Raw genomic sequence first — 16,306 nt, forward strand, 5'->3', positions numbered from 1 at the left:
AGCGGCCCCGGTCAGTGTCGGTGATCAGGGGCGCGTCCGTCGATGGCGTGCGCCTCTGCCAACTCCACCACATCGTAGACGTGAATCCCTGATTTGAACCAGAGAACGCGGTCACTCACCCCCTCAAAGTCGTCCGCTGAGCACTCTAATCGCTCCGAAACTGCGACAAGCAGGTGGTCGAGATCGGCCCCCCGAATTTTCGCCAGCTTCTCGTTGAGGTACTCGGGTGTCCAGAAGCCCACGATTTCGAAGATTGCTCGTCGTCCATCCGGATGTTCGATCGCGAAGTCGGGGATCATGACTTCGGCACCGAGATCGAAGACGTCGTCTTCTCGGACAAGTTCCCACTCCGTATTCGCTCGCTCCCACTTCCGGGCGAGCGTCCGCTCGACATCGCTATCGAACTGGTCGCCAGCACTGTAGTGCGAATCGAGGTCCTCCGTGTGGTCGAGCGCGAACTGTCGAGTCTCGCCGGTCGTCTCGTCGACGAGAATCGTCGCGGTCATCTCCCACCGATCACAGAGGGGCAACGCCGGCAGGAAGTTCGCCATGCGAATCCCGTACTTCTGCGATTGGGAGAACAGCGACGCGGGCCCGTCCAGCACGGCCTCGTAGCCGGCGGCCTGGTCGGTACTCGGGACGCGTTCACCGTCGGCGTCGATCGGATAGATCCGGTGCATCAACCCGAACAGCTTCACGTAGCTGAACACCGTCCCGAAGTGATCCCAGACGCGAATTCGCATCTCCGTCGCATCGTAGAGCACCGCTTGGGCCAGCGCGAGGTTGTACCGGGTCAACAACCAGTCCACGGTGAGATCCGTGTGTTCGTACTCCGCGTCGCTGCTGCCGGTCAGGTTGGTCGTCGACGTCGATGCATCATCATCACTGGCGCACTGGTCGGCCGTCCGCGTCCCGATTCGGACGAGTCGCTTGTTGTCCTCGAGATCGGCGTACATCCCGCGATAACACTCTTCGAGCGACAGTCCGAGGTCGTCGGCGACCGCGCTGTACACCTCCAGTTTCTGTGTGTCCTCGCCGAGGGTGGGCTGGCGGACGATCGGATAGCGCTCGTTAGCTTTCTCGAAGAGTTGCTGGCGGATCTCGCGCGGTTCGACGGAGGCCACGACCTCGAATTCGCACTCGTCTTTGAGGAGCTTTGCGAGGCCCTGAACGATCTTGTAGTCCGTATCCGCGACAGTCAACTCGTCAATCGCGTCCTCAAGATCGCCTTTTGGTTCGCCGAGATGGGCCTCGAACAACTGGAGCAATTCCCGAGCGGTCTTTCGGTAGCGCTCCTCATCAGGATCGATGAACAGCGGCGTAGTCATCTCGTCGGTCGTTCGCGAGCGTGCGAGGTCAGCCGTCAGCATTAGTTGTCACCCCCTCCCGGCGTCGCTGGGAGACGTAGGTCTCCATCGTCTCCTCGGTGATGATTTCGTAGAGACGGGCGGGCTGGCGGTCGTCCGTCGGTCGGAGGATCCGCCCGAGCCGTTGTGCGTACTGGCGTTTCGAGGCGCTCCCCGAGAGAATGATCCCGACGTTTGCCGCCGGGACGTCGATCCCCTCGTCGAGGACCTGGGAAGTCACGAGCATCGAGTACTCGCCCGTGCGGAACCGCTCAAGGATCTCGGTGCGTTCGTCCGTCTTCGTCTGGTGGGTGATGCATGGGACGATGAACTCCTGGGAGATGTCGTAGGCGAAGTCGTTGTTGGCGGTGAAAATGATGGCGCGGTCGTCGTGATGGCGCTTGATGAGATTGTCGAGCGTGTCGAGTTTCTTCTCGGCGGTGCGGGCGATTCGTTCGGCGCGTTGCTTGGCGATAAGTGCCCGCCGGCCTTGCGGGTCGTAGGACGTGCGCTTAAGAAACTCCGCATAACCTTCCTCTTTCCAGAGGTCGAACTCGTGACTGTCGACGTAGTCGCGATAGATCTGGTACTCCTCGTCGTACTGTTGGCGCTCATCAACAGTGAGCTCGACAGACATGTGGATCGTCTCGTACTCACTAAGGTATTCGCCGGCGAGTTCGTCGACGTCCTCACGGTAGACGACCGGGCCGAGGAGGTCCTCGAGGAGTTCGTGCTTGCCGTCGGGCCGCTCATACGTTGCAGTCAACCCGAGGCGATACGGCGCGATCATCATCTCGGGGATCTGCCGGTAGGTCGGGGCTGGCAAGTGGTGTTCCTCGTCGACGACGAGCAACCCAAACTGGTCGCCGTATTCGTTGACGTAGCGATAGGCGCTATCGTAGGTGGTGACTGTGATCGCGGTGACGTCGTGGCTACCGCCACCGAGGACGCCGACCGACTCTGTAAGTTGGTCGCCGAAGGCGTTGGTGAGCGTGGCGTGCCACTGGTTCATCAGGTCGATTGTCGGCGCCATGACGAGCGCACTCACGCCGGCGTCAGCGATGGCCTGCAGCCCGAGGAAGGTTTTCCCGCTGCCCGTGGGGAGCACGACGCTCCCTCGCCGGTCGTGGTCGATCCAGGCGTCGAGGGCGGCCTGTTGGTAGTCGCGCGGTTCGATGTGGAGCGCCGGCGTAAGCTCCAGGTCGGGGTAGGCCCGAGCAGCATCCTCGCAGGACCGACCGAATCCATCGCGGAGCGTGGCTTGGTCGTCGCTGCCCGTCCATGTGCCGGCCCATTCGAGGAGGGCTCGATATCGATATGCCTGTGTGCGATGCTCGTCGACGCGGTCGTCCCACTCCGCGTAGGGCACATTCTCGGGCGCGTCACGGAGCAGGAGGGTTCCGTCGTCGAATTCGATCCGCATTCGCTATGTAGATGCATGCGACCGGTCGGATTCAATCTGTGGGTCGCGTTTGAGTGGTTCCTGTGACTCGACGTGGCGGCTTCGGTGCTTCATACTCTTCGTTCGAAACTAGTGCTCTGTCAATCGCCAATTATCGAAGTTGCAAGGCTAAAAGTTCGCCTTCAGGACGGGGAGGATATCAAGATACTCTCGTATATACGTACGTGAACGGTTGGGCGAGCAACGCTCACCAGATTGATTTGACGACGACAATCTCTCAGACGGCAGGCTTTACCTCAAGTAGACTAACCTCTGCTTCCACTTTCACTTTGGTTCACTGAGGTATATGTGGGCCTGTCCCCTTAGAGAGAAGCAGAGGGAATTGCGTCCCTCAGTCACACGCTTCACACTCATATGAGCACTCAGGACCCGCACCTCGGCGACTGCCCGCATTGCGGTTGTGAGATTCTGTCCCGTCATACTCTGATAGAGTATGCGGGCGGTGTCTGGGCTGAATGTCCCGAGTGCCGGGATGTCGTTGACCCACAGTGAGTCTCTATGTTACGAGTCCTAAAGCGGCTGTCTCCGAGCTCACCTGATACAACAGTACTGTTCGAGTGTCGATCTTGCGGGACCAGTTTAGATGAGCTCCAGGACTCCTGTCCCGAATGCGATTGTAGTGATATCGCTCGGTACGAATTATAACTCGACGTACTGGCGTTCCCAGTCATGCCGGGCTTCGAGTACTCGCTGTCCGCGTTTGGTAACTGTATTGACGTTTGCCCGGCAGTCTTTGTCTCCTTTCTTGACCAGCTCCTTTTGAACCAGCGTATCGAGGTTGGGGTAGAGATGTCCGAGAAACTTCGTGCCTGTGTTGAGGACACCCACGCGCCGACTGATTTGGGCTCCTCAATCTGGAGATTCCCGTGATCTAGATAACACCGCCGATGACGAGTAGCCCGATAACAACTAGCAGCGCCGCAACCACGCTCGCCCCAGCCAAGAGTTTGTTCTCCATCGCTTTCTCGTGGATCGGCATCTCGGTGTACTCCTCACGGAAGGCCTCGAGATTGCCATCGTCGTAGAAGTACTTCGTCTTCAACGCGAACCGCTCAGTTACCGCACAGCCCGTACAGACCGGTTCCTGCTTCACCCGTTCGGTCTTGATGTGGCTGTCGCAGGCGATCGCTCCACAGTTGGGACAGTAGGTGTACGTCTTGTCGACACCGCTCGTGTCACAGTGGACGCAGCGATGGATCCCGTCCTCCGCGGTGACCCGAGAGGGGCCCGCCGCGTAGTAATCGTAGGGATAGGTGTACTCTTTGAGATCGGTCGTATGCCGCACCTCAGGCAGGTAGACTGGCTCGATCGACTGGACAGAGATGTCCGAGCGGTTCGGCTCGCAGGTCTTGTTGTACGTGACGTTGTTGTCGCCGGTGTAGGTCACCGTCGTCGTGTGGAAGTCCTGGAGGCGGTCGACGGCCCACTCCTTGTACGCGGTCTGCGTCTGTCCGAACCGGCGCTCCTCAACGTCGTCGAATACATTGCCGAATCGGTCGGTGTCTAGGTCGACCGTCGCGTGCAGGTTTTCGGTGACCAGCGTCGCGACGTCGTCGTCAGCTACCTGTGGATGTCCGCGGTCAGCGTGAACGACGAACCGCGTCCGTGCGTTGATTCGGTGGATGACGCCGACCGATGTCTCGAAGACCGCGTTAGTGTCAGCGGTGACTGCCACGACTGGCCGAAACGTCGCCTCCGAGTATGGCGCTGGCAGGTCGGCGGCCTCGATGTTCTCGATGTCGCGGAACGCCTCCGCGACGGCCGCCTCCACATCGGCTGCCGGGTCGTACGGGCGGAGCGTCTCGTCACAGAGGATTTCGATTCGACCGTTGTAGAGGTCGAGGCCGATCTCGTCGGCGATCTCACGGAGGTCCTCGCCGTCTAGCAACTCGATGGGATGCGGGTCGTCGTTCTGCTGAAGCCGGGTAGCGTACTCCTGAGCGGGGTTCGTGAACCGCCCGGTTGTGACGACCATCCCGTGTTTTGGCCCCTCGAAGTCGAACGTCGCGATGGCCGAATGTAATTTCTGTACGACCGGCCGTCCGACTGTATCCGTGTGCTTACACTCAACGATGATTGCACGACGGGTGCCGTCGACGACCTCTTCCATGATGACGTCACGCCCCTCGTCGGCCGTCCGCTCGGCCTGCCGGACATTCTCGTAGCCGAGGTTTCGAAAGACGTCTTCCACCACGTCCTCAAACTCGAATCCGGAGAGGTCGTCCAGTACAGCCATTCCGTTCCAAGTGGAGTATACGTTGCTACTATTATATACATTGTCGAGGCAGACGGTGAAAACACGGCGCCGTGACCACGGGTATTGTTTACTCTCCTCACAAAGTTCCCGACGCCGTCTGGCAGAAGAAGGAGCGTTGGATATCACTTCTGAAGGTCAGTAAGTTGCCCAGAATCAGCGTAACTCAGAGCGGGAGTGGAGCTTCCTCGCGGACATCCCGAAGTGAACCGGACCGCTACGGACTGGCACGGAACTCGCCGTGTTTCAGTCCGAAGAAGAACGCGACGACCGAGAAGACGATCATTGAGGGCAGAACCATCATGAAGACCGTTGAGGGAGCCATTACGGACGTGAGCGCGACTGTTGCGACGGCGACGATTGCGGCGAGCGGAACCACTGAGCGCGTGAAATCAAATTTCATATCCGTGATTGTAGCCGGACGAATAAAGCGTTTGAGAATGTACGTTATTAATCAGTAAGTTGAAAAGTATTGCTCTGAATAGGAGCGCGTGGAGATTTTGTCGGCTTTGGACTCGTACAGCCAGTTCACTGGGGGGCGCTTTTCTGTTCCTTGAGTTTGATGTCGAGGGGGTCTTCGATTTCACCCATCACTGCTTCGAGGGCGTCTGTCGCAGTGATCAGTCCCACGACGTTCTCCTCGTCCTCATCATACACAAGCGCGAGTTCTTGATGTTCGTCCTGAAACTGATCGACGGCATCGCTGATGAGCGTGTCTGCTCGGAGCGTCATCGGTGGAGCAGCGACATCCTCGAACGTCACCTCGCCATGCCGGAGCTCGTCGATCTGATCAACAACTGCAGGGACGTAGACAACCCCTCGATAGTCGGCTGGATCGTCACCAATCAAGGGAAATCGCGTGTGCGGGCTTGTTCCGATTCGATCGAAATTTTCCTGCGCAGAGACGGCTGTCGAGAGAAAAATAATGTCCTCACGATCGGTCATAATATCGCTGACGGGCTGTTCGCCGACAGTGAAGGCGTTCAGGATCTCTTCTTGCCGTTCCTCAGAAAGATTCCCTTGGTCAAGCAAAGTCCCGAGCCGATGGCGGAGGTCCGCCCGGGATTCGACCCGGTCGGTTTCGGTTTCCAGCCAGGCACCGGTCATCTCGACACCGAACAGCCCGAGCGTCCATTTGGCGACGCTGTCTCCGAGCACGATGACCGGATAGAGCAGCTTGGCAAACCAGTACAGCGGTGTCGCGCCGTACCGAGCGACGAACTTCGTCCGCTCAACCCCGAGATACGTGGGTGTCTGTTCGCCGTGGGTCAGGTGGAGCAGATTGATGATGACGAACGCAAGGATGCCACCCGCCCCAATCGACGTGAGCAGCGTGTTCTCGAACACTGGATCGATCAACGAAGCCAGGGCCGGTTCCGCGACGATGCCGACGGCGATACTCGTCGCAGAGATGCCGACCTGACAACTCGTGAGATAGATTTCGAGATCCTGTGTCATCTCCCAGGCTCGCTCGAGTCCCGGGACGTCGAACTCGGACTTAGGGTACTGTCGCACGCGAGTGAGTGCGAACTCGATCGCGACGAAGAATCCGTTTGCGAGGATAAGCAAAACACCGCTCAGTAGGCGGAGCGTTAGTTCGAGACCATTCATTTCGTAGGGCTATTCCCCGTGGTATCAAGAATTCCGTCATCTCGCTCACCGGTACGAGCTGAGCCTCGTCATTCGGTCTACTTGTCGGCAAATTCCCCAAGGAGATCGCCTTCGTCCTCGTCGAAATCATCCGGTGTGTACGTCGTCGGGCCCGGCTCATCGTCACCAAGATCGAAAATCGAATAGAGCGCTTCGACGAGATCATACGCAGTTTCAGCGGTGTATACGGCGGTTCCGCCATCTTCGTCAACCTTGCTGATCAGGCCTGCCTGCTCCAGTTTATCGAGATAGTCGAACACCGTCTTCTTCGAGTCAGTCGTTGACTCAACAAGTTCGGGGGCCGTGGCAGTCGCTGAGCGCCGAATCGATGTATAGAGACTAGCGAGGGACGGGTTCTCGAGTAATTCTGCGAACGTGGGGATCCGATGATCATCTTCGGAGTGTCACCCGCGTTTCCCACGTGTTCCGTATCGTAGCTCATTTTGTATAGGGTTACGGAACTAGAAACGATACACGTTTGCCACGGAAATGGGGTGCTGTAGTGTTCCCCGGTTTTCGAGGCGGTTCACTCACGATGGTGATAGCCACCGCAAGCACTTCGAGTGTCTAAAGCGTGGCTACCAGACGGCATTATCATCACAGGAGAGTTATACGAGATTCCAGAAAAGGAGGAACAGCAAGCATACGCAAGTATCGCGTCGAATGCAGAGTTCCCTCCTGACCTTGGGGTATGGGGAATCCCATTTGAAAACGTGGAGTTCCGCCTGTTCGGATTGGATAAAGGGGATTGTACGGGTCGTGAATTTTCTACGGAATACGAGAGGTGGGATATTGACGGATCCGAGTAAATCATAATGAAGAGCGTCTATGACTGAAGCCACATACAATACGTCTATAGCGGTTAGCCCGCTTTCGGAACTGTGACGCTGAAAACCGCCCCAGCGGGTTCGTTGTCATCTATCTCGATTACCCCGCCGTAAGATTCTACGAGCGTCTTGACCAGATACAAGCCGAGCCCGGTGCCGGAGCTGTCGAGGCCCGTTTCCCCCTTCCCAAAGATGGTCTCCTTCTCTGAATCCGGGATTCCCGGTCCGTTATCCGCAATCTGAACCAGGACAGAGTCTGTCCGTTCACGTGCCGAGATATCCACTTCCGGGACTTCCTTGTCGTTGTGCTGGATCGCGTTCTTCAGAAGATTGCGGAAGACCGCCTCGAGCATATCATTTGCCTGAACCGGTGTCTCCGGCGCGGCAGCAGTAGGCGTGACCAGGGCGTCCGGGTAGGTGTTCTGTACTTCTTCAATTGCGCTGGAAAGCGAAGGGCCAAGAGGAGTTGGAGCGACATTCTCAGTATCTGAGAGCATCACTTTTGCCATTTGTCGAGCAGTCGTCGTAATCTCGACAGCGTGTTCTGCGTTTTCTAAAACAATATCTAGGTGTTCTCGAATAGAGTCAGACCCCGATTGGTCGGCAGCCAACTCTGCATATGCCATTATCAATTGGATGTCGTTACGGATGTCGTGGCGAAGTACCTGATTCAGGATTTCGAGATTATCGCGTTGTTCCCGTATCTGTCGTTCGTACGCTTTCCGGTCAGAGATGTTCCGGACTAATGCGTGCAAACGTGGTTCTCCACGATGATCGAATCGGCTAAGCTTGACCTCCGCGGGGAACTCAGTCCCGTCGGGGCGACGATGTACCCACTCGAACAAGGCGGTTCCTGTCTCGAAAGCGGTCTCGATGTGCTCTTGGGCTGCTTCCTCCGAGTCTCTCCCGTCCGGTTGCGTTGGCGGTGCTAGGTCCCACGGGGTACATTCAGCAAACGTATCTATGGACTCAATGCGGAATAGGTCCAAGGTGTGTTCGTTGCAATCAAAAAATCCCTGCCTGTCCAGTAACATAAGAGCGTCCTGGGTGCTCTCGAAGAGGTTCCGGTATTTGGCCTCGCTTTCTGTGAGTTCGCGTTCTCGTTCTTTCCGCTCGGTGATGTCTCTGACTAGGGAGTGCAGGACTGGCCGGCCGTCGTCTTCAAACCGGGTCAACTTCACCTCCGCTGGAAATGTTGTCCCGCCTACGGTCTGATGGGTGTATTCGAAGAACGCGCCGCCCTGCTGAAATGCCGTCTCGATGTGTGCCTGTGCGACCTCTTTCGAGTTGGCGCCATCAGGTTGGGTTGGCGGTGCAAGATCCCACGGTGTATACGTGAGCGCCTCTTCCCTTGCATTGAGGCCGAAGAGTTCGACTGCGCGTGTATTGCAGTCAAAATACCCGTCACGGTCGAACAACAACAGCGCATCACGACTGTTCTCAAACAGAGCACGATACCTCGATTGATTGGGTTTGTCATTACTGCTCATATACGATCTTGATGAGTGGTAATCGTAGTCGTGGTATACTCAATCAATAAACGAAGGTACATTCTAATAATTTGTACGACTCGGCCCGTCCACGGACATCAATACAATTGGGTTAGGGCCTGGGAGAGAGAAGCCCTATATATGATCCGTTCGCTGTCGTATTTCTTTTCCAATACCAGCATTGGGCGAGCAGGACGGGCACGCGAGAACGACGCCGTCCTTGTCGCCGAACACTCGTGCGAACTGAGCCGAAATATGTCCGCCACAGGTAGCGCATTCAGGCATAGGGATCAGTAGAACTCCCGAACGAGATCCGTTGCATTGTCCGGCGCTCCGTCAGGTATGACCGCCATATTCTCTGAGAGCCCTTCACGCTCTTCGTAGGCAACCGAGTGCTCGTCCCGATAGAGTACACCCTGGTACTCTTTATCGCCGTCCATAATCGCGTCCGTAGCGTCGTCGTAATCCGTCGGATCGTGGTCAGTCTCGGCGAGATCGACAATCGTGTCTCGGAAGTAGTCGTAGGTATCGACGTCGTTGAACGTCACACAGGGGCTGTAGACGTTGACGAAGCCGAACCCGTCGTGTTCGACGGCTTTCTGAACGATCTCGGTGTGCCGCTGGCTATCTGAACTGAACGACTGCGCAATGAACGTCCCGCCGGCAGCTAGCGCGAGCGCGAGTGGGTTGACCGGCGGCTGTTTCGGCCCCTTGGGCGTCGTCGAGGTTTCGAAGTCATCACGCGAGGTTGGCGAGGCTTGTCCCTTCGTGAGGCCGTAGATGCGGTTGTCCATCACGATATATGTTATGTCGACGTTGCGGCGGACGGCGTGGACGAAGTGGCCCGCACCGATCGAGTAGCCATCTCCGTCGCCGCCGGCGACCATCACTTCGAGGTTCGGATTCGCCAGCTTCGCCCCGATACCCACTGGGAGTGCGCGGCCGTGAACACCGTGGAGCGCGTAGCTGTGCATGTAGGTCCCGATCTTCCCGGAACAGCCGATACCGGCGACAACGAACGTGTTGTCCGGATCGTTCCCGGTGTTCGCCAGCGCTTTCATCATCCCGTTCATTGTCCCGAAATCACCGCAGCCGGGACACCATGTGGGTTGCTTGTCGGATTTGAAGTCGGTGAATCTGATGTCGGTGCTCATCTTTTTACTGGCCCCCTTCCGACCGTACGCCAGAGTTCATCCTTCGAGCCGATGCTCGCTGATGTCGGTCGTTGCGTAATCTGGCTTGGTATCATGCTTTCGAGTTCGTGATTGTCGCAATCTCGATGTCTGTTATTCCCTGTGCTTCGATTTTGGCCCTCACTGCCGGTGGGAGCGTTTCCAGTGTCTTGTCAATCTGTGGGTTAATCGACACGCCGTCAACTTTGATCGCAACTAATTTGCCACGGCGACCGTGTGCAGCGACTTCGAATTCGAACGGTCGGTCACGTTCATCGACGCTGTGGACCCAGACTTTCGCGAGCCCGTTTGCACTCTCCCAGTGAACGCTGTTGACGACGGTGAGACAGCCAGCCGGCGGGACGCACGACGATCCACACGCCGGGCACTGAGCGGGATGTGGACTCTCACCGAGATAGGTATACTCTGTCCCGCACCGGTAGCACTGGAGTGGTAGGGTCATAAGCGAGTCCTCAATCACCCCTCACAGGCGCCCCGCTCTCCCGGGATCAACGTCGATGGCGTCGACGGGACACACGTCGACACAAAGCATGCAGTCGATACACTGTGTCTCGTTGATCGGATCAGCTTTGATGTCGCTCTCGGGATGGCCCGGTGTATCCGTCCATTCGAACACGTCGACGGGACAGTCCTCGAGGCAAGCACCGTCGGCGATGCAGATGTCGAAGTCGACAGCCACGTGTGTGCCGTGGATTCCGAGTTTCTCCGGTTCGTCGACCGGCCCCCAGACTCGGTGCCCCTCGTGGTGCTCGGCGACATCGCGGTTCTCTTCGAAGTGTGGATCGATAGCCATGAGATATCCTCGATAAGAGTGGCGTAGTCCAGATGAACTACTATCCGAGCGAGCCCTCCATCTCGAGTTCGACGAGTCGGTTGAGTTCAACCGCGTACTCGATGGGCAATTCTTCGGTGATCGGCTCGATGAAGCCCGAGACGATCATCTGCTTTGCGTCGTCGTCGTCCAGACCGCGCGACTGGAGGTAGAAGACGTCCTCGTCGCCGATTTTCCCGACAGTCGCCTCGTGAGCGACGTCGACCGTCGACTCGTTGATCTCCATATACGGCATCGTATCGGAAGTGGACTCGTTGTCGAACATCAGCGCGTCACACTCGACCGATGTCGAGGAGTTCTCCGCGCCGTCGGCGATGTGGACCAGCCCGCGGTAGTTCGTACGGCCGCCGTCCTTCGAGATGGACTTCGACTCGATCGTCGATTTCGTGTCCGGCGCGTTGTGGTACACCTTCGCGCCGGTGTCGATGTTCTGGCCCTCACCGGCGAACGCGATGGTGATGTGGTTGTCAGTCGCGCCCGGCCCCTTCAGGATCGTCGATGGATACAGCATCGTCGCCTTCGAGCCCATCGACCCCGAAATCCACTCCATAGTCGCATCTTTCTCGGCGATCGCACGCTTTGTGTTGAGGTTGTAGGTGTTCTTCGACCAGTTTTGCACCGTCGAGTACTGGACGTGGGCATTCTCCTTCACGATCACCTCAACGCCACCCGAGTGCAGGTTGAACGCCGAGTACTTCGGGGCCGAGCAACCCTCGATATAGTGAACCTCAGAGTTTGGCTCCGCAATGATGAGCGTGTGTTCGAACTGCCCCATCCCCTCGGAGTTCATCCTGAAATACGCCTGGACGGGCATCTCGACGGTGACGTCTTCGGGAACGTAGACGAACGAGCCGCCGGACCAGATGGCGCCGTGCAGCGCCGCGAACTTGTTGTCGCTCGGCGGCACGCACTTCGTCATAAAGTATTCGCGGACGAGGTCTTCGTGTTCCTGAACAGCCTCATCCATATTACAGAAGATGACGCCTTTCTCTTCCCAGCGCTCCTGCATATTCTGATAGACGACCTCGGACTCGTACTGGGCACCCACGCCGGAGAGCGCATTCTTTTCGGCTTCCGGGATACCGAGCTTGTCGAATGTATCCTTGATGTCCTCGGGCAACTCTTCCCAGTCGTCGACGCCGGCGCGGACGTCGACGTCGGGGCGGATGTACGGAACGATCTCGTTGACGTCGACCTCCGAGAGGTCCGGCTGTCCCGGCCAATCAGTCGGCATCGGCATCTCTTGCCAGAGGTTCAACGCACGTAGTCGTCGCTTCAACATCCACTCAGGCTCGTCTTTATCCTCAGAAATGAGCCGTATCGTCTCCTCTGTCAGCCCTTGGTCAGCCTTGAACGCAGCTGCTTCCTCTTTTTTGAAATCGAATCGGTCTTCAGTGTCGGTCTCGCGGAGGTGCTCTTGATCGGAACTCATCAATCGAGGTTTGTAGTATGAGAGAATAAAGCTAGGGTACTCAAACTACAATTTGTAACTATAATAGGTTTCTTTCACAGTTTATAGGAACTATTGGTGGTCACAAAAGTTTACTGTTGATGAGATGAAAGGGGAGATATGACCAACCAGACTCGCGAGACGACTGCCCCACCCGCAGAGTCAAAAACAGAGCAAGCACAGGAGCAGCGATGTCCCGAGTGTGGCGAGGACGTACTCGCAGAGAGTGATACGTCGGAGAAGGTGTGTACTGCCTGCGGATTGGTCCTTGATGAGCAACGTATCGACCGCGGTCCGGAGTGGCGAGCCTTCGATTCGGCTGAAAAGGCAGCGAAATCACGCGTTGGTGCGCCGACGACACAATTGATGCACGACAAAGGGCTTTCGACCAATATTGGCTGGCAGAACAAAGACACATACGGAAATCCAGTGTCGCCACGAAAGCGCCAGCGACTCCAGCGACTACGGACGTGGAACGAACGCTTCCGTACACGGGATTCGAAAGAGCGCAACCTCAAGCAGGCACTCGGCGAGATCGAGCGGATGGCCTCTGCGTTGGGGGTACACAAGCCGACACGCGAGACTGCAAGCGTGATGTATCGGCGCGCGTTAGAGGAAGGTCTCTTGCCAGGGCGCTCGATCGAGGGGGTTGCAACCGCGGCTCTGTATGCCGCGACACGGCTCGATGGCGTTGCGCGGACGGTCGACGAAATCGCTGTCGTCAGCCGTGTCGACTCGCTGGAGATCAAACGCACCTACAGATACGTCGTTCGGGAACTCGACGTGCAGATTCCGCCGACGGATCCAATAGAATACGTCGGGCGTATCGTCTCCGAACTGGACTGTAGCGATGACACGACGCGACAAGCCCGCCAACTGGTCGAAGCGGCCACAGCTAACGGCGTCCACAGCGGGAAACACCCGGTTGGTATTGCTGCGAGTGCCGTCTATGCGGCGGGGAAGCTCTGTGGTGAAAATATCACTCAAGACGACGTGTCCGAGGTTGCTGACGTCAGTAACGTCACTATTCGAAACCGGTATCGTGAGGTTCTCAACGCCTACGAAGAGCGTCAAAATGGTTGAAAGTTCTGGAGATGTCCAGTGCTATGTCTACAGGCGGAGCAGGCCGAGTGCCTCGGAGCTTGACCCCGAGGCGGTTCACCACTAAGTTGCTACCACGAAGTAGTGGCTACCCTGTGGAAATACCCACTACCAATACGTATGAGACAAGGGTAGCACACCACGGGTTTTCACACTTCGATTGTCGAAATATGCTGCCCGAAGAGGAAGGCTGTCCCCGCCCCTTCCAACACCAGTTGTTGAGCGCGATGGTCCGAATTTGTGGGGTTCGGGCAGGAGCGTTTCATCACCATTTGGAGCGAGGACACTTCCTCGGTTAACCACCCACCAACAGGGCGGAAGCTCAAACACCCCATCGGTGGGCACCCTGCGATTAACGGGACTGATTCTATTCAATTTTACTTTTCAAATCACAGCTCGCGGACACCAAGTCGCCACATATAGGCCGAAACTCCGACTTTTTCTGAGACGAATTGACGTTGAATACGAGAAGGCGCGACTGACGGTGTGCCAACTCCCGTCGCTTCGGAAGTTTAGGAGAGGGGAATATCAGTCCCGTTATTATTGTGATTGTTATACCGCTGTTTGAACATGTTGACAGCCCTCTTTTCGATGATTAGTCGTGGATTCGCCGGTTTGTCTACAATTTCACAACTTACTGACTGCACCGCATACATATCAATCGCATATGTGACAAACTTGTCCTTAGCTCTATGAAGTGTTGTTAAATTGGTGTGCTTCTGGCTCTCGAACAGTTCGACCGCATCTCTGAGCACGGCTTCCACAACAGTCTCGAAATCCCGTTGCTGGCGTTCTTGCTCCGAGTTACCGTATTCCGTCATCCTGAAGACAGCCCTCCTTATTCTGTCTTCTTGGCTGTGAGCAGTCTGTTTGAGCGTAGTTAATTATCTCTATTTCGGTTTGCTATAGCTCGCATAAGGAGCGACCAATTCGCCGACCCGTGTGGAGGCTTCCACAAGTTTGTACACTCCCTGGGCCCGATGCTTGGCACGTAGCCGTGGTGCGACCGGAAAAGACTCCGGCTGCACGACGAGTCACTGGAGTTCGTGGTCTACTTTGTGCGGAGAGTCGGTGGATTCGGTGATGGTCTTCTCGATGTAGATGTGCACGCCATCCGATTGTGTCAGTTCCCAGCCGTTTGCTTCAAGCGCGTCAAGTTTGTCTGCAAAGTGACGGACGGCATCTGCGTGGGTCTGAATGTCGAGTGGCGGGTCGTTCAACGGGATGGTGTCGTATTTGGTGTAGTAGTGGATGCGCTTGGTGTAGGTGTGCCCGCTTGTTGTTCCGCAGTGTGGGCAGGTACGATCCTGCTGGGTGAACTGGTCGGAGTCACCACTGTGGCGTGTTTCCCAGCTTTCGTTGCAGTCGCCGCACGTGAACCATGGTTCGTAACTGATTGAGAACTCTTCACCGTCGTGCTCGATGGTCATCGTTGGAAGAGCCGTCATGGGTGGTGCTTGTCTCGGTTGGTTAGCCTGTGATTTCTTGCGAGGTACGTTTCTCGTATCCTTGTAGATGGAACTGGCGTTTCTCGTGTAGTCGGACAGCTCTCAATCTCTTTGCTTCGGAATTATGCGTTTCGATCACCTGTGGGACCGGACATCCGTGACTATATTAGATCGAGAAATTACCGGAACAGGGCGGGCGGGAGGACAGCAGTGCTCCCGACCACCCGACCCGATGCAAGTAGCAGGTTCGTCAACATCCACAGATTGTAGAGTGCTACGGCAAGCAGGAAGTAGAACAATCGAACAGAGAACGTCGGTGACGACGTTTTCGGGAGAAACTCGGTTACTTTTCGGTAGGACGTTTCTATTCCCCACCGACGCCGGTAGGCTTCTGCCAGCGGCTGAGCGAAGTTACGAGTGACTTCGAGGTTTGTGACCAGGCAGAAACGATATTAGCGCCCAGAAGGTTCGTTAATGAGAATAAACGGATCGCGCTCGCGATTGTAGTCGGCGACGTCTCCGGCGACCGCTTCGATGAGTCGGCGATGAACTTCTCTGGCTGCTCGTCCCTCGTCTGGGCTCAAGTAGTGGAGCCCGCCCAGCTCCGTCCAGAAATCACCGTCAAGCCAAAAGAGTGTCTCGTCGTTCGACTGATAAATGATATCGCCGTTATCGGTCAGTCCCTCGGTGTCAAGTTGACGACCCGAGAGCTGAGCGCGTGCCAGCACCGCCACAAGCTGCCGGCGTGAAATGGATGCATGAACAGCAACATCGTCGATCAAACTCCCGAAGTAGGCTTCGACAATATCAATCGTTTGGGAGAACTCATCAAGCGTAACGGAATCTAACGGTATTGTATCCCTTGGTACTTCTCGAGTTTCCCAAGATCGAGAGCCGCTAAGTAATACGTCAGATGCAAGGTTGAGTTCAATACTATCCGCCGTTCGACAGTACTGTGTTCTATCCCTGCTCTCGTCCGCAGTGACCTCTTCTAAATACATATTCTCAGAAAGTTCCTTCACACGTCTATAACAGGTGGCAATCGGGATATCTAGCTCTTGACTCAGCCAGCTAACTGATCGCGGTTCCTTCGCCGCCCGCAATATATCTACGCTGTATTTCCGCCCGAGTACCTCAACTGCTTCCGTCGACATCTTGTTACCACGATTGATTCTCAAGGGTGAATAGCTGTACCCTATATTTATCGATCTAATTCTATTAGGGCCGATATGAAATGGTTCTCTAAGCGAAAA

At 56.4% G+C, this 16,306-nt stretch carries 17 protein-coding genes and 1 pseudogene; 2 read left to right on the top strand and 16 right to left on the bottom strand.

Annotated elements, in window-relative coordinates; translation table 11 throughout:
* Positions 1 to 11 precede the first annotated feature (11 nt).
* Both MUG96_RS22365 and MUG96_RS22370 read right to left on the bottom strand, forming a co-directional pair.
* Positions 12 to 1,370 carry a DUF790 family protein gene (locus MUG96_RS22365; RefSeq protein ID WP_157687733.1) on the bottom strand — a complete coding sequence of 453 codons (1,359 nt, stop codon included), beginning with the start codon at positions 1,368 to 1,370 and terminating at the stop codon, positions 12 to 14.
* Entirely contained in the window at positions 1,357 to 2,769 is a 1,413-nt protein-coding gene (locus tag MUG96_RS22370; protein ID WP_157687734.1) for a DEAD/DEAH box helicase family protein, read from the bottom strand. Before MUG96_RS22370 ends, MUG96_RS22365 begins: the two co-directional genes overlap by 14 nt.
* A 393-nt stretch (positions 2,770 to 3,162) precedes the next feature.
* Between MUG96_RS22370 and MUG96_RS24470 the strand changes: the two genes are divergently transcribed.
* Positions 3,163 to 3,300: a DUF7837 family putative zinc-binding protein gene (locus tag MUG96_RS24470; RefSeq protein ID WP_443984581.1), complete on the top strand. Its 138-nt coding sequence runs from the start codon at positions 3,163 to 3,165 to the stop codon at positions 3,298 to 3,300.
* 147 nt (positions 3,301 to 3,447) lie between these two features.
* On the opposite strand, the pseudogene MUG96_RS22375 reads toward MUG96_RS24470, so the two are convergent.
* The 11 genes and pseudogenes from MUG96_RS22375 to sufB all read right to left on the bottom strand — a co-directional run.
* Positions 3,448 to 3,603: pseudogene (locus tag MUG96_RS22375) on the bottom strand (PadR family transcriptional regulator); the annotation flags it as partial.
* A gap of 76 nt (positions 3,604 to 3,679) precedes the next feature.
* Entirely contained in the window at positions 3,680 to 5,044 is a 1,365-nt protein-coding gene (locus MUG96_RS22380) for a restriction endonuclease (protein WP_123124642.1), read from the bottom strand.
* Positions 5,045 to 5,279: 235 nt separating this feature from the next.
* Positions 5,280 to 5,465: a DUF7333 family protein gene (locus tag MUG96_RS22385; protein WP_123124641.1), complete on the bottom strand. Its 186-nt coding sequence runs from the start codon at positions 5,463 to 5,465 to the stop codon at positions 5,280 to 5,282.
* Between the two features lie 125 nt (positions 5,466 to 5,590).
* A complete protein-coding gene (locus tag MUG96_RS22390; protein WP_123124640.1) occupies positions 5,591 to 6,673 on the bottom strand; it encodes a CNNM domain-containing protein in 1,083 nt (360 codons plus the stop codon).
* Between the two features lie 77 nt (positions 6,674 to 6,750).
* Positions 6,751 to 6,972 carry a hypothetical protein gene (locus MUG96_RS22395; RefSeq protein WP_233255199.1) on the bottom strand — a complete coding sequence of 74 codons (222 nt, stop codon included), beginning with the start codon at positions 6,970 to 6,972 and terminating at the stop codon, positions 6,751 to 6,753.
* 602 nt (positions 6,973 to 7,574) lie between these two features.
* The gene (locus MUG96_RS22400; RefSeq protein ID WP_123124639.1) at positions 7,575 to 9,029 is read right to left on the bottom strand and encodes a sensor histidine kinase; all 1,455 of its coding nucleotides are present in this window, start codon (positions 9,027 to 9,029) and stop codon (positions 7,575 to 7,577) included.
* A gap of 135 nt (positions 9,030 to 9,164) precedes the next feature.
* A complete protein-coding gene (locus tag MUG96_RS24475) occupies positions 9,165 to 9,314 on the bottom strand; it encodes a DUF7563 family protein (RefSeq protein WP_443984582.1) in 150 nt (49 codons plus the stop codon).
* A gap of 5 nt (positions 9,315 to 9,319) precedes the next feature.
* A complete protein-coding gene (locus MUG96_RS22405) occupies positions 9,320 to 10,183 on the bottom strand; it encodes a 2-oxoacid:ferredoxin oxidoreductase subunit beta (protein WP_123124638.1) in 864 nt (287 codons plus the stop codon).
* 91 nt (positions 10,184 to 10,274) lie between these two features.
* The gene (locus tag MUG96_RS22410; RefSeq protein ID WP_233255200.1) at positions 10,275 to 10,682 is read right to left on the bottom strand and encodes a hypothetical protein; all 408 of its coding nucleotides are present in this window, start codon (positions 10,680 to 10,682) and stop codon (positions 10,275 to 10,277) included.
* Between the two features lie 3 nt (positions 10,683 to 10,685).
* Positions 10,686 to 11,015: a 4Fe-4S dicluster domain-containing protein gene (locus tag MUG96_RS22415; protein WP_123124637.1), complete on the bottom strand. Its 330-nt coding sequence runs from the start codon at positions 11,013 to 11,015 to the stop codon at positions 10,686 to 10,688.
* A 40-nt stretch (positions 11,016 to 11,055) separates the two neighbouring features.
* Positions 11,056 to 12,486 (bottom strand): Fe-S cluster assembly protein SufB, encoded by a 1,431-nt coding sequence (gene sufB, locus MUG96_RS22420; protein WP_123124636.1) that lies wholly within the window; start codon positions 12,484 to 12,486, stop codon positions 11,056 to 11,058.
* Between the two features lie 138 nt (positions 12,487 to 12,624).
* Here sufB and MUG96_RS22425 point away from each other — a divergent pair, with 138 nt between their 5' ends.
* Entirely contained in the window at positions 12,625 to 13,587 is a 963-nt protein-coding gene (locus MUG96_RS22425; RefSeq protein WP_112077770.1) for a transcription initiation factor IIB, read from the top strand.
* A gap of 530 nt (positions 13,588 to 14,117) precedes the next feature.
* Here the strand turns inward: MUG96_RS22425 and MUG96_RS22430 are convergent.
* The 3 genes from MUG96_RS22430 to MUG96_RS22445 all read right to left on the bottom strand — a co-directional run bounded on the left by MUG96_RS22430 (position 14,118) and on the right by MUG96_RS22445 (position 15,907).
* Positions 14,118 to 14,426 carry a hypothetical protein gene (locus MUG96_RS22430; RefSeq protein WP_123124635.1) on the bottom strand — a complete coding sequence of 103 codons (309 nt, stop codon included), beginning with the start codon at positions 14,424 to 14,426 and terminating at the stop codon, positions 14,118 to 14,120.
* A 213-nt stretch (positions 14,427 to 14,639) separates the two neighbouring features.
* Entirely contained in the window at positions 14,640 to 15,035 is a 396-nt protein-coding gene (locus MUG96_RS22435) for a hypothetical protein (RefSeq protein WP_112077771.1), read from the bottom strand.
* 470 nt (positions 15,036 to 15,505) lie between these two features.
* Positions 15,506 to 15,907: a DUF8048 family protein gene (locus MUG96_RS22445; protein ID WP_246989864.1), complete on the bottom strand. Its 402-nt coding sequence runs from the start codon at positions 15,905 to 15,907 to the stop codon at positions 15,506 to 15,508.
* Positions 15,908 to 16,306 lie beyond the last annotated feature (399 nt).

The organism is Halorientalis marina (genome assembly GCF_023028345.1).
Lineage (GTDB): Archaea > Halobacteriota > Halobacteria > Halobacteriales > Haloarculaceae > Halorientalis > Halorientalis marina.